The organism is Allobosea massiliensis (assembly GCF_042655245.1).
In the GTDB taxonomy this organism is placed as follows: domain Bacteria; phylum Pseudomonadota; class Alphaproteobacteria; order Rhizobiales; family Beijerinckiaceae; genus Allobosea; species Allobosea massiliensis.
The window spans coordinates 71,642-91,702 of sequence record NZ_JBHSLU010000005.1 but is presented as its reverse complement, the minus strand read 5'-3'; the positions used below and the strand labels follow the sequence as shown (position 1 = coordinate 91,702).

At 67.1% G+C, this 20,061-nt stretch carries 13 protein-coding genes; 2 read left to right on the top strand and 11 right to left on the bottom strand.

Annotated elements, in window-relative coordinates:
* The first annotated feature begins 170 nt into the window (after positions 1–170).
* Positions 171–638: a hypothetical protein gene (locus tag ACFPN9_RS03085; RefSeq protein WP_377815304.1), complete on the top strand. Its 468-nt coding sequence runs from the start codon at positions 171–173 to the stop codon at positions 636–638.
* A gap of 52 nt (positions 639–690) precedes the next feature.
* Here ACFPN9_RS03085 and ACFPN9_RS03080 read toward each other — a convergent pair whose 3' ends face one another.
* The 10 genes from ACFPN9_RS03080 to ACFPN9_RS03035 form a co-directional block, all read right to left on the bottom strand.
* A complete protein-coding gene (locus ACFPN9_RS03080; protein WP_377815302.1) occupies positions 691–1,236 on the bottom strand; it encodes an FtsH/Yme1/Tma family ATP-dependent metallopeptidase in 546 nt (181 codons plus the stop codon).
* Positions 1,233–1,490, bottom strand: a complete 258-nt coding sequence (locus ACFPN9_RS03075) for a hypothetical protein (protein WP_377815300.1) — start codon at positions 1,488–1,490, stop codon at positions 1,233–1,235. The genes ACFPN9_RS03080 and ACFPN9_RS03075 overlap by 4 nt, the downstream gene beginning before the upstream one ends.
* On the bottom strand, positions 1,487–1,711 hold the full coding sequence (locus ACFPN9_RS03070; RefSeq protein ID WP_377815298.1) for a hypothetical protein: 225 nt from the start codon (positions 1,709–1,711) through the stop codon (positions 1,487–1,489). Before ACFPN9_RS03070 ends, ACFPN9_RS03075 begins: the two co-directional genes overlap by 4 nt.
* Complete coding sequence (locus tag ACFPN9_RS03065; RefSeq protein ID WP_377815296.1) at positions 1,708–1,980, bottom strand: hypothetical protein; 273 nt, start codon at positions 1,978–1,980, stop codon at positions 1,708–1,710. Before ACFPN9_RS03065 ends, ACFPN9_RS03070 begins: the two co-directional genes overlap by 4 nt.
* A 250-nt stretch (positions 1,981–2,230) precedes the next feature.
* Entirely contained in the window at positions 2,231–3,016 is a 786-nt protein-coding gene (locus tag ACFPN9_RS03060; protein WP_066733657.1) for an ABC transporter permease, read from the bottom strand.
* Complete coding sequence (locus ACFPN9_RS03055; protein WP_245282393.1) at positions 3,016–3,879, bottom strand: ABC transporter permease; 864 nt, start codon at positions 3,877–3,879, stop codon at positions 3,016–3,018. The genes ACFPN9_RS03060 and ACFPN9_RS03055 overlap by 1 nt, the downstream gene beginning before the upstream one ends.
* A 102-nt stretch (positions 3,880–3,981) precedes the next feature.
* Positions 3,982–5,049 (bottom strand): ABC transporter substrate-binding protein, encoded by a 1,068-nt coding sequence (locus ACFPN9_RS03050; RefSeq protein WP_066733660.1) that lies wholly within the window; start codon positions 5,047–5,049, stop codon positions 3,982–3,984.
* 37 nt (positions 5,050–5,086) lie between these two features.
* Positions 5,087–6,400 (bottom strand): NAD(P)/FAD-dependent oxidoreductase, encoded by a 1,314-nt coding sequence (locus ACFPN9_RS03045; RefSeq protein WP_066733663.1) that lies wholly within the window; start codon positions 6,398–6,400, stop codon positions 5,087–5,089.
* Between the two features lie 4 nt (positions 6,401–6,404).
* Positions 6,405–7,106, bottom strand: coding sequence for an HAD-IA family hydrolase (locus ACFPN9_RS03040; RefSeq protein ID WP_067254442.1), 702 nt, complete (start codon positions 7,104–7,106; stop codon positions 6,405–6,407).
* 49 nt (positions 7,107–7,155) lie between these two features.
* On the bottom strand, positions 7,156–8,241 hold the full coding sequence (locus tag ACFPN9_RS03035) for an ABC transporter ATP-binding protein (RefSeq protein WP_066723078.1): 1,086 nt from the start codon (positions 8,239–8,241) through the stop codon (positions 7,156–7,158).
* A gap of 263 nt (positions 8,242–8,504) precedes the next feature.
* Here ACFPN9_RS03035 and ACFPN9_RS03030 point away from each other — a divergent pair, with 263 nt between their 5' ends.
* Positions 8,505–9,464 carry a LysR family transcriptional regulator gene (locus tag ACFPN9_RS03030; protein WP_066723055.1) on the top strand — a complete coding sequence of 320 codons (960 nt, stop codon included), beginning with the start codon at positions 8,505–8,507 and terminating at the stop codon, positions 9,462–9,464.
* A gap of 39 nt (positions 9,465–9,503) precedes the next feature.
* Here the strand turns inward: ACFPN9_RS03030 and ACFPN9_RS03025 are convergent, their stop codons facing one another.
* Positions 9,504–19,982 (bottom strand): putative Ig domain-containing protein, encoded by a 10,479-nt coding sequence (locus tag ACFPN9_RS03025; RefSeq protein WP_377815290.1) that lies wholly within the window; start codon positions 19,980–19,982, stop codon positions 9,504–9,506.
* Positions 19,983–20,061 lie beyond the last annotated feature (79 nt).

Sequence of the window (20,061 nt, the reverse complement as noted above, 5' to 3'; positions counted from 1 at the left end):
CGGCGCCGACCCGGCCGCGTTCCTGCCTGAGACTGCCGGCGCCACCACGTGACGCCGCAGAGCGCCGCCCGCGACCGTGGATGTATCGGCGCGGGCGGTCGCGCTTCACACCCGCACGCGATTGCGTCAATCTTCGGTATCTGGGGAGGGCTAGCGCAATGCGAGCGCTGATGGTTGCGGTGCTGCTGACGATGCCGATTGCTGCGGATGCCGCGAGCGAACGGCAGATCGCCGGATGGACCGTAACGACAGAGGAATCGGGCTTTTCCGATTCCGAGACGGTGTGGGCGTCGCGCGAGGGCGAGGGCGTCGCCATCGCAATTCGATGCATCAGGGGGCAAACAAGCGTCGGGCTCTTCACGCTGGGTGCCTTGTTCGGCGCGGGCTTCGACGAGGCGGCTGCCTACACAGTCCGGATGAGGATCGACAAGGGCTCGATCGAGACGATGGACCTGCAGCCGCTCAACAAGGCCGTGGCGGTCACCGCTCGCCTGCCATTCGCGAAGCCCGACCTCTACAAGGGGCGCAGGCTGTTCATCGAAGTGACGTCGCCGGGCAAGAGCAGGATGGAGTATTCATTCTCCCTGGCCGGCGCCTCGGCTGCGCTGGCGCCTGTCTTCAAGGCATGCAACGCCTAAGAGGCCCCGCCGTGTCGATCCGGCGGGGCAGGTCAGGCAAATTTGCCTATCCTCAGCAGAACACCTTCGGACGCGGGGGCCAGTGCCACCGGGGAAGATGCGGCTGCAGGACCTCCGCGACCTCGTCTGCGGTCATTGACTTCCGCTTCAGCAACTCAGACGCCAGCGCTCGAATTGCCTTCCTGTGACGGCGGACGGCGGCGCGGCTGAAGCGCTCAAGGCGGGCCAGGAGCACAGCGGCATCCCCCGCCGTGTCGCCTCGCTCGCCCCAGCCGGCTTCGTCGACCATCATCGCGATCTCACGCTGATCGTGCCCGTCGCCGCCCTGGCAGACGCCGCGCAGTTCTTCCTCGGCGTGCCGCCCTGCCATCAGCGTGATGATGCGGCCGATCGTGATCGAGCGATACTCGCGCCAGCGGCCGGCCTGATCCCAAGCGTGAATCGTCGACCACGCGTCGCCGGTGATGCTGTAGCCGGCCGTCATGGCGCTGCGGTCAGGGATGATCGTCACCTCTCCGCACTCCTGCGCCATCACCCGGCCGATCACGGCATGCCCGGCCTCGTGAACTGCAGTCGCGCGCTTGCTGTTGAGGATCATGACGGCTCCCAGACCCGCGTCTCGACCTTGCCGCTCGCCTCATTGAACCACGGCAAGTGCGGATAGTCAGCGGCGCCCGGCTCTGTCGGATGGTCGCGGGAGTCGACCGCGCCCTCATCGTCGCACTGGGCGCCTTCGTCCTCGCTGGTGAACTCGAAATCGGCGTCGCCGTCGATCGCGTCGAGCAGTTCGATCAGGCGCTCGATCGCCTCGCTGGCGCGGGCCCGGAGCAAGGCCAGGTCGATGGCGCTCATAACGCTTGCCCTTGCTGCGCCGTCGCGCCGTTGGCTTCATGCAGCCTCAGGGCGATAAGGGCGATATCTTCCTGAAGCAGTTCGATGAGCCGGCAGAGGGCATCCGACTCCGCGCCATTGGACAGGCCGTGCGAGGCCAGCCAGGCTGCTTCGCAGAGCGCGCCCGTCTTTCGGACGTGGTCTTGCATCTCGATCAGGTTGAACGCGGGTGCGTCGCTCATGTCGTCACCCGGTCGATCGCGGAATGCATGTCGGCTGCACGCGCTTCAAGCTGCTTGGCATAGTCCTCGACGACCCGGCAGAGCGCGGCCGAGCGGCAGAGGACGTCATGCTGCGCCGAACCGGCCGGCGCCGTCATTTCCGTGACCTGTGCATAGGTCACCTCGGCCAGCCGATGCAGATCCCCGGCGCGGGCCATCAGGTCATTGGCGATCTCGTAGGCAGACTCTGGGCGCGCCTCTGCGGCCGCCACGTTTGCGTGTGCGTTCATGGTGATATCCCTCGGAAAGAGCGTCAGAAAGGTTTGGGGAGCGCCGCGAAAACGCTTTGCTTTTCAATGGGGCACTGAGACCCCAAACCCGGTGCTAAATGCTTGTCAGCGTTCAAAATGCTGACTTCCCATGGGAGCGCCATCGCGCTGCACAGCTGGATGTCCAGCCCTTCAGTCCCACGTCGATCCGAGCCGTCCTTGCAGGGCGGCTTTTTTGTCTTCTGACCGCGCTGACTGAGCGCAGCGCGGCTCAAGCCGCCTTTTTCTGGCCCGTCGTCGCAAGCAGGACGAGGATGAAGGAGGCGGCGGTCAGCAGCGTCGAGATCGAGGCGATGGTTGGGTCGATCTCGTCGCGTAGCGCCGTGAACATGCGTTTGGTCAGGGTCTGGTACTGACCGCCCGAGACGAAGAGGGCGATGATCGTCTCGTCGATCGCCGAGATGAAGGCGAAGATGCCGCCGGCGAAGACGCTGCCCTTGATCTGCGGCAGCGTCACGGTGAGAAAGGCGCGGAAGCGGTTCATGCCGAGGCTGCGGGCGACCATCTCCTGCGTCTTGTCGAAGCTCTGCAGCCCGGCGACGACCGAGGTGATGACATAGGGCAGGCCCAGCATGACATTGGCGAGCACGAGCCCGGTCAGGGTCTGGATCAGCCCGACCTTGGCATAGACGAAGAAGATGCCGATCGCGACGATGATGATCGGCACGATCAGCGGCAGCATCAGCATCATGTGCAGGGCGCGCATCAGCCTGGTCTGCGAGTGGCTGATCGCATAGGCGGCGGCGGTGCCAAGCGGCGTCGCGACGATGACCGTCAGGATGCCGATCAGCAGGCTCATCCGCGTCGCCTGCATCCAGTTGGCGCTGCCGAAATACTCGGCGTACCAGCGCAGCGATAGCGCCGGCGGCGGGAAGGTCAGGAAGCGCGTCGATGAAAAGGACATCGGCACGATGATCAGCAGCGGCAGGATCAGATAGATCAGCACGAGGCCGACGAAGGCGCCGAAGAGGAGGCGGGGCAGCAGCGGCTGTCTCATCACTTCTGTCCCAGCATCTTGTCGAGCGGGATGATGCGGCCCACCGCCATGAAGATAGCCAGCACGCAGAGCAGCAGCACCACCCCGACCGCGCTGGCCGCGCCCCACTCATTGTAGAGCTCGACGTTCCGGCTCACGACCATCGAGATCATGATGGTGCGGCCGCCGCCGAGCAGCTCGGGCGTGATATAGAAGCCCAGCGTCAGCACGAAGACCAGCGTCAGCCCGGCGACGACGCCCGGCAGCGACAAGGGCAGGAAAATTCGCAGAAAACTGTGCAGCGGCCCGCCGCCGAGGCTGGCGCCGGCCAGCATCAGTTCGCGCGGGATTTTCTGCATGGTCGAATAGAGCGGCAGCACCATGAAGGGCAGCAGGATGTGGACGGTCGCGATGATCGTGCCGAGCTCGTTGTGGACGAGTGCCAGCGGCTCGGAGATCAGGCCCAGCCCCTCGAGCATCTGGTTGGTGACGCCGGTGCGCTGGAGCAGGACAAGCCAGGCATAGGCGCGCACCAGCACGCTGGTCCAGAAGGGCAGGATGACGAAGGCGAGGATCAGCACGTCCCAGGGGCGCCCGACATGGGCGGCGGCATAGGCGACCGGGTAGCCCAGGATCAGCGTCATCACGGTGACGATCAGCGCGATGCGGAAGGTCAGCCCGAAGCTGCGCCAGTAAATGTCCTCACTGAAGATGCGGCGGTAGTGAGCCAGGGTGAAACCGCCGTCATAGAAGGACTGGATCATCAGCCAGCCGACCGGGATGACCACCAGTGCGAGGATGACGAGCACGGCCGGCGAGGCGAGCAGGAGCATGAGCCCCTGCTCGCGGCGCCGGTAGCGGGCGGATGGGTCGATGGCGGTCATGAGAGCATCCTCGTCATGCCCGGGCTTGACCCGGGCATCTCCTGCAAGAGGTTCTCGGGTCCGCGCTAGGCGCGGCCCGAGAATGACGTCACACGATGGGGCTCACTTCTTCTGCGCGAAGGAGAGCCAGCGCTTCTCGGCCTCCTCGCCGGCTGCGGAGGTCCACCAAGCATAGGACATCAGCGCCTGGACCTTGGCATTGGCGGGCGCGCTCGGCAGCTCGCCGACGCGGGCGGCCGGGATGACACCGGTGTCATAGGCCTTGGGGTTGGCCGGGCCGTAATCGATGTGCAGCGGGAGGTTGGCCTGATGCACCGGATCGACCGCCTCGTTGAGGAACTTGATCGCGGTGGGGAGATTCGGCGCGCCCTTGAGCACACAGAGCGAGGTGCTCTGCAGGATGCCCTGGTTGTAGGTGTAGGTGACCTTGGCGCCTTCCTTCGCGAGCGCCGAAATGCGGCCGTTCCAGGCCATCACCATGTCGACCTCGCCGTCGTTGAGGAGCTGGGCCGATTGCGCGCCCGACGTCCACCAGACGGTGATGTGCGGCTTGATCTCTTCCAGCTTCTTGAAGGCGCGGTCGACGTCGAGCGGATAGAGCTTGTTGGCCGGCACGCCGTCGGCCATCAGCGCGGCCTCGAGCGTGGCGAGCGGGTGGTTGCGCAGCGCGCGCCGGCCCGGAAACTTCTTCACGTCCCAGAAATCGGCCCAGGTCTTGGGAGCGGTCGCCGCGTCCGGGAATTTCTTCAGGCTGTAGCCGAGCACGCTCGAATAGAACTCGTAGGCGACCGACCAGTCGCTGCGGTACTCCGCCGGCATCGCCGCAGCATTGGGAATCTTGCTGAAGTCGAGCTTCTCGACGATGCCCTGCTCGCCGCCGCGCAGGCAGAAATTGGTGGCGACATCGACGACGTCCCAGGTCGGCTTCCCCGAGGCGACCTGCGAGCGCATGATCGGCCAGGCGTCGGGCACGCTGTCCTGGTTGATGGTGATGCCGAGCTTCTTGGCAGCGGGATCGAGGATCGCGATGGTCTGCGCCTTCTGATAGGCGCCGCCCTGCGAGACGAACATGATCTGTTCGGCCGCCTGGGCAGGGAGCGGGCTCGTCAGAGCCAGGGACAGGCCCGCGGCGGCGCAGGCGGTCGCGAAGGTCAGGCTTCGTTTCGTCATGTGCTTATCCCCTGTTGTTGGATCGGATCTTCGAGGGCTACCGTCCGATCGCGTCTAGAAGCTGGTACCAGCCGGCGACCATGCGGACGGCCGGCTCTCGAAGCGGGTAAAACGGAACGCGGCGCATGCGGCCGGCATCGAGCAGGCCGACATCGGGCCGCTCGCCGCGGGCGAAGGCTGCGAGATAGCGGCCCATCAGGCTCGACATGGCGACGCCGGCGCCGTTGTAACCCATGGCGAGCATGACGCGGTCGTCGACGCGCCCGACATGAGGCACGGAATCAAGCGTCATCGCGACGAGGCCCGACCAGCGATAGGCCAGCGGCACGTCGGCAACCTGCGGGAAGATCCCGATCATCGCCTTGTGCAGCGCGCGGAAGGCGGCGGGCGAATCCGTCTTGCCGAAAGCGCCGCGCCCGCCGAAGACGATGCGGTCGTCGACCATGCGGAACCAGCGCATCATCCGCTTGGTCTCGGTATAGGTCCGGCGCGTCGGCATCACCGTGGCGGCGAGGTTGGGCGAGAGCCTCTCGGTCGCGATGATGGCGCTGCGGAAGGGGATCAACGTGCGCTGATAGGCCTGCGTCGCCGGGGTTAGGTCCGAATAGCTGTTGGTGGCGATGATCGCCTGCTTGGCCCGCACGACCCCGCCCGGCGTCTCGACGAGCACGCCGTCGCCCTCGCGGCGCAGGCGCAAGGCGGGCGTTTCGGCATGGATCGGAATGCCCTGCGCCGCGACGCCCTCGGCGAGGCCGTGCAGGTAGTTGAGCGGATGGATGCCGCCCGAGCCGGCATTGAGGACCCCGCCGACGAAGCCGTCGGATCCGGTCTCCTCGCGCACCCGCCCGGCATCGAGCACCGACATGGTGGTGTCGCCGAGCTCGGCGCGCAGCCAGTCGGCCTCCTTCACCGCATAGGCCAGCGTCTCGTGGTTGTGGGCGGCCTTGACCTGGCCGGAGCGGGTCAGCGCGGCGCTCTCGATGCCGTAGGCCTCAACCAACTCGGTGACGATGTCGGTCGCCTCCAGCGCGATCTCGTACATGCGCTTCGCCATGGGCTTGCCATAGGCGCTCGCGATGGCCGGGAAGGAGAGGCGAAACTTGGCGGTGATGACACCGCCATTGCGGCCGCTGGCGCCCCAACCGGGGCGATTGGCCTCGAGCACGATCGAGGACAGGCCGCTCTGCGTCAGGTGATGCGCTGCCGACAAGCCGGTGTAGCCGGCGCCGATGATGACGACATCGGCCTGCGTATCGCCGGTCAGCGCCCGGAACGGGCGCAGCGGCGTCGCCGTCGCGCCCCAGAGCGAGGGCGCGGCTTCCAGCGACGACCAGGCCGGGACGGCGTTCAAGGCGTCAGGCCCCGGCCTCGACGGCGTCGGCGAGCGCCGCCAGTGTCGGGAAATGGTAGTCCGGCTTGGTCAGCTCCGGCACGGCCGGCGTGCCGCCGAAGCCGGCCTGACCCTGCCGCCGCTCGATCCAGCAAGTGCTGTAGCCCAGCGATTTGGCGACGCCGATGTCGTGATACTGGCTCTGGGCGACGTGCAGGATCTCCTCCTGCTTGAAGCCATGAGCCGATTGCCGGCCGCGGTTGAAGGCGAAGAACAGCGGATCGGGCTTGGGGGCAATCGCCTCGTCGGCGGTGACGCTGTCATGGAAGGGGTTGCCGAGCGTGTGGGAGTAGAAGGCGAAGGTGGAGCGGTCGGCATTGGTCATCGCGACCAGCCGGAAATGCTTGCGCAGCCGTGCCAGCGCCTCGACGGAGTCCGGAAAGGCCGGATGCTGCAGAATGGCGTATTGGAAGGAATCCGCCGAGCCTTCGTCGGCGGGCAGGCCAAGCTCCTGGGCGAGGTGAATATACACGCGCTTCATCGCTTCGCTGGAGCGGTCGTAGTTCAACTCGCGGCCCTTCAGATAGGGCCCGAAGATGTCGTCGTCGCTGAGCTTCGCAGCCGCCGGCCCGCCGATGCGGCGCACAGCGTTCAGTACGCCGGTCTCGAAGTCGATCAGCGTGCCGACGACGTCGAATGTGAGAACCTTGAAATCTTTGAGGGCCATGGCTGTCGACTTCTCTGGTGGTCTGGCGGATCGGATGGCGTGCGGACCGTCAGCGGGCTGCCTTCGGCACGATGATGGTGTCCTGCGGGTGGAGGCTGATGGCGACGCGCTCGCCGACGGGCGGAATGCGGCTCGTCGCCTCGAAATGGCTGGGCTGGCGCAGGCTGAGCGGGGTGCCGTCGTCGAGCGCGAGAAAGACGCGCAGGCTCTCGCCCTGGAAGACGATGTCGGTGACGCGGGCCGAGAAGCGGTTGCGCTCTGGCGCTCCGGCGCCGTCCTCGATCAGGAGCTTCTCGGTCTGGATCGCGAGGACGAGGTCGCCGGAGGGGGGCAGGGGGCGGGCCGTGCGGATCGGCGTTCCGGCAAGGGAGACGGTATCGCCGCCCGCCCGCTCGACCGGCAACAGCGTCGCCTCGCCAATGAAGCTCGCCACAAATGCGTCCGCCGGGTGGTCGTGAAGCCGGGAGGGCTTGTCGATCTGGACGAGCTTGCCGTCCTTCAGGATGGCGACGCGGTCGCTCATCGTCAGCGCCTCGCGCTGGTCGTGGGTGACGTAGATGATCGTCGCGCCCAGCCGTTTGTGGAGCTGGCGCAACTCGATCTGCATGGTCTCGCGCAGCTGTTTGTCGAGCGCCGAGAGGGGCTCGTCCATCAGGATCAGCCGCGGCTCGAAAATCATGGCCCGGGCGAGCGCGACGCGCTGGCGCTGGCCGCCGGAGAGCTGGCCGATGCCGCGCTCCTCATAGCCGGCGAGGTCGACCATCGCGAGCGCCGCGCGGACACGCTCGGCATAGGTCGATTTTGGCAGGCGCCGCGCCCTGAGCGGAAAAGCGACGTTCTCGCCGACGCTCATATGCGGGAACAGCGCGTAGTTCTGGAAGACGATGCCGATGTCGCGCTTGTGCGGCGGGGTGAAGGTGACGTCGCGGCCACCGAACAGGATGGTGCCGGCCGAGGGCTGGACGAAGCCGCCGAGAATGCCGAGCAGCGTCGTCTTGCCGGAGCCGGACGGGCCAAGGAGGGAGACGAACTCCTGCGCGGCGATGTCGAGCGAGACGTCGTCCAGCGCCCGCACCGATCCGTAGATCTTGCTGGCCGACCGGATCTCGACGCGCTCGCCGCCACTCTTCGCCATCATCCGCTCCCGTTGCGATCCAGCGCCACCGCGCACGAGCCCGGTCCGATGGGAGCGGGCTCCGGCTGCGGAGGCAAAGACCGAAATCCCGTCGGGCCATAAGACGATCTTATGTAGCACCGGCACGGGTCCGATCGGTTCGCCCGGCGGCGCAGGCCTCTGACGGGCCCGTCGCCGCAAGCTGCAATCGACCACGTCATGAAAGGGCATCAGAGGCCAGGACGGCAATTGCCGAATAATCAGGAACTGCATAACCTGAAGTCATGTCCGAGCTGCGCCGCATGGTGTCTTCCAGCAATGCGCTCTTCGTTTTCGAGGCGGCGGCGCGCAGCGGCAGCTTTACGCGCGCGGCCGAGGAACTGAACGTGACGCAGCCGGCGGTGAGTCGGATGCTGTCCCGCTTCGAAAGCCATCTCGGCCTGCGGCTGTTCGAGCGTGGCGGCAAGGGCGCGGTGCTGACGCCCGAGGGCGAGATTCTCTACCGCCGCGTCGCGGAGGGCTTCCGTAGCATCGAGGCGGGCCTCCGCGACGTGGAGCGTCTGCGCGGCGGCAAGGAGACGGTGACGATCTCGGTCTCCTCGGCCTTTACGACGCATTGGCTCATGCCGCGGATGGACCGCTTCCAGGCCCGATTCCCGCAGGTCGATCTGCGCTTCCAGATGATCGCCGGCTCGCTGCGTGGCCCGGTCGAGAATGTCGATCTCGGCATGCGCTTCGTGGCGGAGGACGAACCCGTGCCATCGGAGGCGCTCGTGGCCCGCGAGGTCATGCTGCCGGTCTGCAGCCCCGGCTATTGCTACCCGGCTGGCGGGGATGAGATGGTTGGCGGGAACACGCTCATCCAGCTGACCGATTCCCCCTCGGACTGGCCGGACCGCCACGGCACCTTCCGGACCGGGCGGTCGGGGCCGGCCAAGACGCTGACCTTCTCCGATTATGCGGTGGTGGTGCAGGCTGCCATGCTCGGGCAGGGCATTGCCTTCGGCTGGATCACGGTCGTCGCCCATGCGTTGCGATCTGGCGCCCTGGTGCCCGCGGCCGAGCGGCTGACCGTGGGCGAGAGGCTCTGCGTTCTGCTGACGCCGCGCAACCGGCCGGCGCGCCCGATCATCCGGGACATCCGGGCCTGGATCACCGCCGAACTCTGGGCCGAGATCGAGGCGATCGACACACTCTTTCCGGCGCTCGCCCTGAAGCAGGTGGCATCAGCCCGCAGGCCCTGAGGCCGGCGCGCCCGCGCAGGGCGCGCCGGTCAGGCCACCTCAGACGAGCTGGAAGTCGCTCGCCGTCAGCAGGGGCTTGGTCGTGAGGACGGCCACGGCCACTGCGGCGGCGCCGCCCTGCCCATCGGCATCCCAGGCGAGGGCGCCGCTGGTCGTGCTGTAGGTGAAACCGGCGACGCCGGCCGCGAGCGGCCCGTTGACGGCGAGGTTGACCGAGCCTCCCGCAACCAGCCCACCCCCGAAGGCCGCGCTCGCGATCTCGATCTTGTCGAGGCCCGACTGGAAATCGGTGATGGTGTCGCGCGTGTCGGGCAGTGCCTCGAAGACGAAAGTGTCGGCATCCGCCCCACCCGTGAGGATGTCGCGCGCCAGCCCGCCGATGAGGCGGTCCATGCCTGCCCCGCCATTGAGGTTGTCGCTGCCGCCGCCGCCGATCAGCGTGTCGTTGCCGCCATTGCCGACAAGCTGGTCGGCGCCATCCGCTCCGATGAGGAGATTGGCCGCGTTGTTGCCCAGGAGGCGGTTGTCGAGGCCGTTGCCGGTGCCGTTGACGGCCGCGGCGCCGGTGAGAGACAGGTTCTCGATCCCTGCGGAAAGCGTCATGTCGACGCTGCTGAAGACGACGTCGAACCCGCCCGCATCCCCACCGCTGCCGTCATCCTCGCTGACGACGTCGCCGAGGTCATTCACGTAATAGGTGTCGTTGCCGGACCCGCCATTCATCCAATCCGCGCCTGCGCCACCATCGAGGCGGTCGTCGCCGGCACCGCCGAAGAGCTGGTCGGCATCGTCACCGCCGAGCAGGCGGTCATCGTCGTCGCCGCCGCGCAGCGTGTCGCTGCCGGCGCCGCCGTTGAGTGTGTCGTCGCCACCCGCTCCGTCGAGGATGTTGGCGGCCGCGTTGCCGAGAAGGGTGTTGGCGCCGTCGTTGCCGGTCAGCGAGAGCGCCGCCCCGCCGCTGGCGCGGATGATCTCGATCCCTTCTGCGGCCGTGAGATCGACGGTGGTGTAGACGGTGTCGAAGCCGCCGGCATCGCCGCCGCTGCCGTCATCCTCGCTGACGGTGTCGCCGAGATCGTCGACATAGTACACATCGTCCCCGGCGCCGCCGAACATGGCGTCGAAGCCGGTTCCGCCCCTCAGCACGTCGGCATCGGCGCCGCCGCGCAGGGTGTCGTCACCATCGCCGCCGGTGAGGATGTCCTCGCCATCGCCACCTTCGAGGATGTCGTTGCCGCCATAGCCGTTCAGCGTGTCGGCGCCGCCGCGGCCGACCAGGCGGTTGGCGGCATTGTTGCCCAGAAGCGTGTTGGCGTCGTCATTGCCGGTGCCGTCGATGGCCTCGCTGCCGAGGAGTCGCAGATCTTCGACATGCACTGCGAGCACCGTGCTGGTGGTCGCCATCACGAGATCGAGGCCGCCGGCATCGCCGCCCTGCCCGTCATCCTCGCTGACAAGGTCGAGCGCATCGTCGACATAATAGGTGTCGTCGCCGGCACCGCCGGCCATGAGATCGGCACCCGTGCCGGCGTCGAGCCGGTCGTTACCGGCGCCGCCGCGCAGCGTATCGGAGCCGCCATAGCCGTACAGCGTGTCTTCGCCGTCCAGTCCGTCGAGGACGTTGGCGCCGGCATTGCCGAGCAGGCGGTTGTCCAGCCCGTTGCCGGTGCCGTCGATGTCGGCGGTGCCGGTCAGGGTCAGGTTCTCGACAAAGTCTCCGAGGGTGAAGCTGACCGAGGCCGTGACCCGATCGAGCCCGCCCGCATCGACGCCACCGACGGTCTCGATCGCCTGATCGCCGGCATCGTCGACCGTATAGGAGTCGTTGCCCGCACCGCCCTGCATCTCGTCGGCGCCCGTGCCGCCGTTGAGCGCGTCGTCGCCGTCGAGCCCGATCAGGATGTCGTTGCCGCCCTGGCCGAACAGCCGGTCCGCTCCGCCGGTGCCGGTCAGCGTATCGTTCCCGGACCCGCCGAGGCTGCGGCTGCCGACGGTGACGGTGAAGGTCTCGTCATAGCTGAGCCCGCTGGGATCGGTCACGCGCACGGTCACCGAGATCACCGGTTCGTTCTCGGCGTCGAAGCTCGCGCCAGCGGCGACGACGAGCCGGTCGCCGGCGATCGCGAAACGGTCGGTCGCGCCGCCCACAAGGGTGTAGATGTGCGGGCCGAGATCGCCCGCATCGACGACGCCGAAGGTCGCGACCGTGGTGCCGGCCCCGCTGGTGTCCTGCACGGAGAGCGGGCCCGTGACGGTGATGTCGGTCGGCGCCGCCTCGGGCACGGAGATGTCGACCGTGCCGTCGAGGAAGCGGATGCGCTCGACATCGTAGATCGTGTCGGTGCCGTCAGGCGAGCCGGTGCGCAGATCGACGACCTCGAAGCGGCCGGGCGCGATCGCAGTGACGCTGTAATCGACGCGGTTGCCGTTCAGCCTGAGCGTGTCGATCCCGCCATTGCCGTAGAAGACGTCGTTGCCGCCCTCGCCACGCAGCGTCTCTCCGGCATTGCCGCCATGGACGATGTCGTCGAAGCGCGTACCGCGGATCGTCTCGATGCTGGTCAGGCTGTCGGTGGCGCCAAAACTGTCAATGGCCGTTCCCGCCGCGACGACTGTCCCGCCCAGGGTCTGGACGGTGCCGCTCAGATTGACCCGCACGCCCACGGGCGCGCCGCCATTGTTGAACTCCTGATCGTAGCGCACCGTGTCGGTGCCGCCGCCGCCATCGAAGCTGTCGGCGCCTGAGAGGCCCATGAAGGCATTGTCCTCGCCGCCGCCGATGAAGACGTCGGCCTGGACGGTGCCGCGCGCCGCCTCGATGCCGACGAGCGTATCGATCGTGCCGAAGCCGTCGATCGCCGAACCGGCCGCGACCGTGACAGGCGCCTGAGGGCCGGCTCCGTCGCGATCGACCGTGCGGCTCGAGCCGCTAAGGTTGACGACCACGCTGGCGGTGCCGCCGAACTGGGCGTCGCGGTCGTAGCGCGCCTCGTCGAAGCCGGCGCCGCCATCGATGTAGTCGGCTCCGCCGAGGCCGCGGAAGCCCTCGAAATCGGCATTGCCGTTGTCGCCGCCATAGAGCACGTCGGCGAGGTTGGTGCCGCGGACGACCTCGATGTCGATCAGCGTATCGACGCCGCCATAGCTGTCCTGGCCGGAGCGGGCCGCGATGACGCCGCCATCGAGATGGGTGACCGCGTTCCCCGAAAGGTTGACGCGGACGCCCGTGGCGACGGTCTCGTTGGTGAACTGGTAGTAGACCTGGTCGGTATCGTCGCTGTCGCCGGGCACGGCCGTGCCGTCAATGAGGTCGTCTCCAGCGCCGCCATTGAAGCCGTCCGAAGCGCCGTTGCCGATCAGCGTGTCGTTGCCGGAGCCGCCCTGGAGATCGTTCTCGAGATTGTCGCCGATCAGCGTGTCGGCGAAGGTCGTGCCGCGAATGTTCTCTATGCCGGAGAGCGTGTCGGTCTGGCCGTAGCTGTCGCGGGCGGTGCGCGCCGCGAAGACCGTGCCATCGACCGTGACGGCCGCGCCCGACAGGTTGACGACGACGCCGGTGACGCCGGTCTCGTCGCCATAGTTGACGAGATCGGATCCGGCTCCGCCATTGATCTGGTCCGCGCCACCGCCGCCCACCAGCGTGTCGTTGCCGCCGGCGCCGTCGAGCACGTCACGACCCGGCCCGCCATTGAGATAGTTCGTGCCGCCATGGCCGGTCAGCGTGTCGTTGCCGAGATTGCCGAAGAGGTTGATCTGGCTGTTGGACGGGCCGCTCGCGGTGAGGACGTCGGGCTCGATCGAACCGAAGACCGAAGTGACGCCGTTGGCGATCTCCGTCAGCGGCACGAGGTTGACGACGATCGCCGCCGGCGACGACGGCACGAAGACCGAGATCTGCTCGACATCGGCCGCGAGCGTATCGGTGCCCAACGGTGCGCCGGGACGCAGATCCGTGACTGTCCAGGTGCCATTGCCATTGCGAACGATGGAGAACAGGTCGCTGACGCTGCCATTGTCGTTCAAGGTCAGGCGGACGACGTCGTCATCGTCGCGAACGGCGCCGATGAAGCCCGCCGTGCCCGACGGCAGGATGTATTGCGCCACATCGCGGCCGCCGCCGCCGGCGATCGCATCGTTGCCGGCGCCGCCCTCGATGAAATTCGCGCCGCCATGGCCGGTGATGATGTCGTCGCCGGAGCCGCCATCGACGCCCACGACGTCGGTCGCGCCCGCAGCCGGAGCCAGAGTCGCGACCGAGACGACGTCGCTGCCGATACCGCCCTGCACGAAGCCGCCATTGCCGTTCGGAAAGAATTGCGGCGTCAGGTTCAGGAACAGCGACTGCACGGGGGGCTGACCCGGGCTGCCCTCGATCCCGATGGACAGGTTCTCGACGGTCTGGTCGAGCGTGTCGGTGCCGAGCGGGGAGCCGGGGCGCAGGTCCTCGACTGTCCAGCCGCTGGCGGTCTGCGTGATCCGGAAGACGTCCGTCGTGGCGGCGCCTTCGGCCAGCTTCACCAGCGTGACCGCTCCCGCCGTGACGGAACTCAGCGTGCCGGGTGTGCCCAACGGCAACATGAAGGCGGCGGAATCGATGCCGCCGCCGCCGCTGATGACATCGTCCCCTGCTCCCCCGGTGATGAAGTTCGAGCCCGCATGGCCGGTGATGACGTCATCGCCGGAGCCGCCGTTGATGCCGATGGCATCGGCAGCGCCGGCACTGGCGAAGAAGACAGTGGCGGAGATCGTATCGGCGCCGATGCCTCCCTGGATGAAGCCGCCGCCGGCATTGCTGAAGGCCTGCGGCGCAATATTGAGATAGAGGGTCTGGACAGGGGGCCCATTGCCGACGCCGCTGATCGCGAAGGCGAGCAACTCGGTCTCGAAGGACGGGCCGGAGCCGATATGGACGATGTCGGTGCCCAGCGGCGACCCTGGCCTCAGATCCTCGACGGTGACCGAGGCACCGGAGGCCGTGACGCGGAACACATCGGTCACGGTCGCGCCGTCGGTCAGGCGCACGAGGGTAACGTTGCCGGTGGTGACGGAGGACAAGGTCCCTGCCGTCCCGGCGGGCAGCGCATAGCTCGCCGTGTCGAAGCCGCCGCCCCCGGAGATCTCGTCGTCGCCGGCGCCGCCGGTGATAAAGTTGGAGCCGGCATGGCCGGTGATCGCATCGTCGCCGTCGCCCGCATCGACGGAGACCGGCGTGTCGGCATCGACCGTCGGCATCAGCGCCATGACGTCGAGGGTTTCACCGAAGACGCTCCCGGCAATGTAGCCCGGCTGGGCGGAGGGCTGGAGCCGCAATGTCAGTGCATCGAACGGGAAGGGACCCGGGTTCTCCGGGTCGATGACCACCGTGAAAGCCTCGATATCGGCAGCCAGGGTGTCGACGCCCGCGGGCGCGCCGGGACGGAGATCGCGGACCTCGTAGGTGCCGCCAGCCAGCCGCTCGATTGCAAAGAGCGGCCCGCTGCTGCCTGTAACGGTGGCGATCGCGCCGGAAACGCTATAGCTCAGCGGTTGCGTGCCGAAAGGGACGTGAATGTTGGCATGATCGAAACCCGTGCCGCCGAACAGGCTGTCATTGCCCGCTTCGCCGATCAGGATGTCGTCGCCGGCGTCGCCGTAGAGCGTATCGTCGCCGCCGCGTCCGAAGATGTAGTCGTTGCCATCGAGGCCGTTGATGGTCTGGCTGCTGTCATCGCCGACGATGTTGTCGTTGTCGTTGGTGCCCGCGACGACGATGTTGTTCACGGTGATCACGAAAGTCTGGCTGAATGAACCGCCCTGGGCGTCGGTGGCGGTGATCGTCAGCGGAAACGTCGGCGTGTCCTCGGCGATGAAAACCGTCTCTTCCTTGACGCGCAGCACGTAATTTCCCGGGCCGCCGATGATCTCGACCCGCGGATCGGACAGCTGGAAGGTGAAGCTCGTCGAATCCGCATCGGTGACGACCACCGTACCGATTTGGGCAAAGCTGACATTCTCCGGCACATCGGTGCCCGACAACGCGATCGCGGTGGGGGCCTGGTTGGTCGGCGCACTGCCGACGGACAGGTTGAAGAAGTCAGAGGCGATGCCGCCAAAGCCGTCCGAGACCGACACATGCAGCGAAACTGTGGACGAACCAGCGGGCGGCGTGCCCGAGATCGTGCGTGTGGCCGGATCGTAGCTGAGCCAGCCAGCGGTCGGGGCCATCACATTGATGGTCAGCGGCTGACCCTCAGGATCGACATAGGCCCCGGCAGGGATCGTATAGCTGAAGGGCTGGCCGATCGTAGCGACCTGATCCGGGATCGGTGCCGCGATCATGGGAGACTGATTGAAGTATCCCGCCCGCTGCAGCGTGAACCCATCGACGACCAGCGGATTGACGCCATCCGATACCAAGACCGCCAGCGAGGCTTGCAGAAAATCCGCTGGAGGCGTCCCTGACATCGTGCGCGTGACGGGATCGAAGCTGAGCCAGGCCGGCTGACCGGCGAGGGTCAGCGTCAGCGGCTGGCCCTCGGGATCGAAATAGGCATTCGCCGGGATCGTGTAGCTGAAGGGCTGGCCGACCGTGACGAACTGGTTCAGTACCTCCGACTGGAACGTCGGCGGCAGGTCCTGGCCGACGCTGCCGACGGACAGGTTGAAGCTGTCGAGAGCGATGCCGCCGAAGCCGTCGCTAACGTTCACGCTGACCGAGAACGTCATGGTACCGGCGGGCGGCGTGCCGGAGATGGTGCGCGTCGCCGCGTCGTAGCTGAGCCAGTGCGCGGGCGCGATCACGCTGATAGCGAGCGGCTGCCCCTCGGGATCGACATACGCCCCGGCCGGAATCGTGTAGCTGAAAGGCTCGCCGATCCGCGCCACCTGGTCCGGGATCGGCGTCACAATGGCCGGCATCTGGTTGAGATAGCCGGCTCGCGTCACCGTGAACCCATCCGTGACTGGCGGATTGACACCGTCCGACACAGACACCGCCAGCGAGGCTTGCAGGAAATCGGCCGGTGGCGTCCCAGACATCGTGCGCGTGACGGGATCGAAGCTGAGCCAGGCCGGCTGACCGACGAGGGTCAGCGTCAGCGGCTGGCCTTCTGGATCGAAATAGGCATCCGCCGGGATCGTGTAGCTGAACGGCTGGCCGACCGTGACGAACTGGTTCAGCACCTCCGACTGGAGCGTCGGCGGCAGGTCCTGGCCGGGACTCCCGACGGACAGATTGAACCTGTCCGATGCGAGGCCGCCCGAACCGTCCGAGATCATCACGTTGACGGTCACGGTCGATGAGCCGACCGGCGGCGTGCCCGAGATCGTCCGCGTTGCCGGATCGTAGCTGAGCCAGGGCGCCGGAGCGCTGGCCGTGATGGTCAGCGGTTGACCTTCGGGGTCGACATAGGCTCCGGCCGGGATGGTGTAGCTGAAGGCCTGCCCGATCCGCGCCACCTGGTCGGGAATCGGGGTCACGATCACCGGCATCTGGTTGATTGCCGGACCGCTGACCGTCAGCTGGAAGCTGTCCGAAGCCTGGCCGCCGGCTCCGTCATTGGCCAGAACCGTCAGTGTCGTGCTCGGGGCGCCTGGCGTCGGCGTACCGCTCAAGGTCCGCGTGACCGGATCATAGCTCATCCAGCCGGGCATATTCTGCACGAACAGGGCGAGCGTGTTTCCGTCCTGGTCCGAGAACGTGCTGGCGGGGATGACGTAGCTGAAGGGCTGGCCGACCGTGGCGACCTGATCCGGGATCGGGCTCGCGACGATCGGCGCGTCGTTCATGTTCTGGACGTCGAGCATCAGCGATTTGGTGAAGCTGCCGCCCCAGAGGTCCGTTGCCGTCACGTCGAATGTGACGGTCGGCTCGGTCTCGTGGTCGAGTGTGACACCGGCCTTCAGCTTGAGCTGGTAGAAGCCGGGGTTGGCGATTTCGAAACGGGCATCGGAGACGGTGAAGGTGAAGACGGTCTCGAAATCCGGGTCGCTGACATTGAGCCCGCCGACGGCGAAGCCCGGCATGTTCTCCTGGACCTGCGAGCCGAACAGGGTGATGTCCGTCGGCGCGCGGTTGAAGGCCTGGCGCAGATCGAGCGTCTGGTCGGTGAAGTGAAGGTATTCGACGTTGACCACGAAATCGGAACCGTCGGGGGAGCCGGCGCGCAGATCGGTGACGGTATAGGAGGGGCCGTTGCCGGAGCGGGCGATGCTGTAGTCGCTCCGCGTGCCGCTGTAGAAGACGCGGTCGTTGACGTCGCCGCCGGGATTGCTCGGTGAAGCGAAATCGCCGCCCGAGATGAAGTCGTTGCCGCCGAAGCCGGTGAAGGCGTTGGCCTCGGACGAGCCGATCAGGCTGTCGGCGAAGAACGTGCCCTGGACGTTCTCGATCGAGACCAGCGTGTCGATGGTTCCGAAGCCGTCGCGCGCCGTGCCGGCTGCCATGGTGCCGACGGCGACCGCGCTCAGATTGACCTGGACGCCCTGCTGGCCTCCGAAGTTGGCATCGAAGAGATAGCTGACCGTGTCGATGCCGCCGCCGCCGTCGATGACATCGGCTCCGGCGAGACCGGAGAAGCGCTCTGCACCGTCACCGCCGATCAACGTGTCGGCGAAGGAAGAGCCACGCGCTGCCTCGATCGAGACGAGCCGATCGATACCCCCGAAGCCGTCCTGCGCGGTTTGCGCCGCGACGGTGATCCCGTTCACCACGCGGTCTGTCGCGCTCAGATTGACGGTCGCGCCCTGCGTGCCGCCGACCGAAGACCCGTTGGCATATCCGACCTCGTCAAAGCCGGAGCCGCCGTCGATGTAATCGTCACCGCCGAGGCCCTCGAAGCTCTCATAGGCGTCGTTCTGGCTGTCGCCGCCGATCAGCACATCGGACAGCATGGTTCCGCGTACGGCCTCGATGTCGATCAGAGTGTCGACGGCCTCGCTCGCCGCGCCTGTGTAAAGCGGATCCTTCGCCGAATGGGCCGCGATGGTGATGGTGCCGATGCCGGGGACCGGGTCCGTCAGCGTCACCGCGACGCCGGACAAGTTGACGTGGATGCCGGTCGTCAGCGTGTCGGTCAGATCGGACTGGTAGAAGGCCGTGTCGACATCGAAGCCGTCGCCGCCTGGGACCGAACCGTCGAGCGTATCTGCGCCGCCGCCGCCATGAAGGAAGTCGCTGCCCGCGCCACCGATGACGATGTCGGCTCCGCCGCGGGAGAAGATCGTATTCGACTGGCCGTCGCCGACGATATGGTCCGCGTTGCTCGTGCCACGAACATTCTCGATCGAGATCAGCGTGTCCGTGGCGCCATAGGTATCGATGGCGGAGGCGGCGGCGACCACGGTGGAGCCGGCACCGATATCGGCCGTGATCACGCTGGCCGAGAGATTGACGATGACGCCGCGACCAGGGATGCCGCCGGACTCGTTGCCGTAATTGGCGCGGTCGAACCCGGCGCCGCCATGCAGCGTGTCGTTGCCGCCATTGCCGGTGAGATTATCGCCGCCGCCTTCGCCGCGCAGAAGATTGGCGGCGTTGTCGCCGATGATGGCGTCGGAGCCGTCCGTGCCGCGGATGTCTTCGATCGAGATCAGGGTGTCGATCGCGCCTGAGACGTCGCGCGCTGTGCCCGCCGTGACGCCGTTCACCGCGACGGTGCCGCCGAGCACGACGGTGACGCCGTTGCCCCCGGTCCATTCGCGCCGGTAATCGACCTGGTCGGTGCCGCCGCCGCCGTCGACGACATCGGCGCCGGCGAAGAGGCGGAAGCGTTCGTCACCCGCGCCGCCGAAGATCCAGTCATTGGCATTGGTCGCCCGGACGCCCTCGATCGAGGTCAGCGTGTCCGTATCGCCATAGCCGTCACGGGCCGTGCCGGCGGCCACGACGATCGGAGCGCCTGGGCCTGCGCCGTCGAGATCGACCGTCCTGGCCGTTGTCGAGAGATTGACCACGACACCCTGCGTGCCGAGCTGGCCGGCGGCGTTCTGATAGCCGGCGTCATTGGTATAGCGGACTTCGTCGAAGCCGCTGCCGCCGTCGATGACGTCGTTGCCGGCGAGGCCTTCGAAGCCCTCATAGTCGTCGTTGCCGGTATCGCCGCCATAGAGATGGTCGGCATTGTAGGTGCCGCGGGCGATCTCGATGTCGATGAGCGTATCGGTCGACCCGTAGGCGTCGCGGGTGCGGTGACCGGCTACGGTTTCCGCCCCTACCGTCACCGCCGCATCTCCGAAGTTGACGATGACGCCGCTCGCCAAAGGATCGTCGCTCGAAAACTGCGCGAAGACCGTATCGGTCGGGTCGGCATCGTCGACCACATCTGTTCCATCGAGGATGTCGGTGCCGGCGCCGCCGATGAAATCGTCGAAATTGCCGTTGCCGCGCAGATAGTCGTCGCCGGCGCGACCGTGCAGCAGGTTCGCCTCGTCATTGCCGACGAGGTAGTCCGCCCGCGTGGTGCCGCGGATGTCCTCGATCCCGATCAGCGTATCGATCGTGCCGAAGGTGTCGATGGCCGTCCCGGCCGCCACAGTCACCGGCGCGCCGGGCCCGGCACCATCGGCGTCGTACTGGATCGCGGCGTTCGAGAGATTGACGACGGCCGGGCCGGTTCCC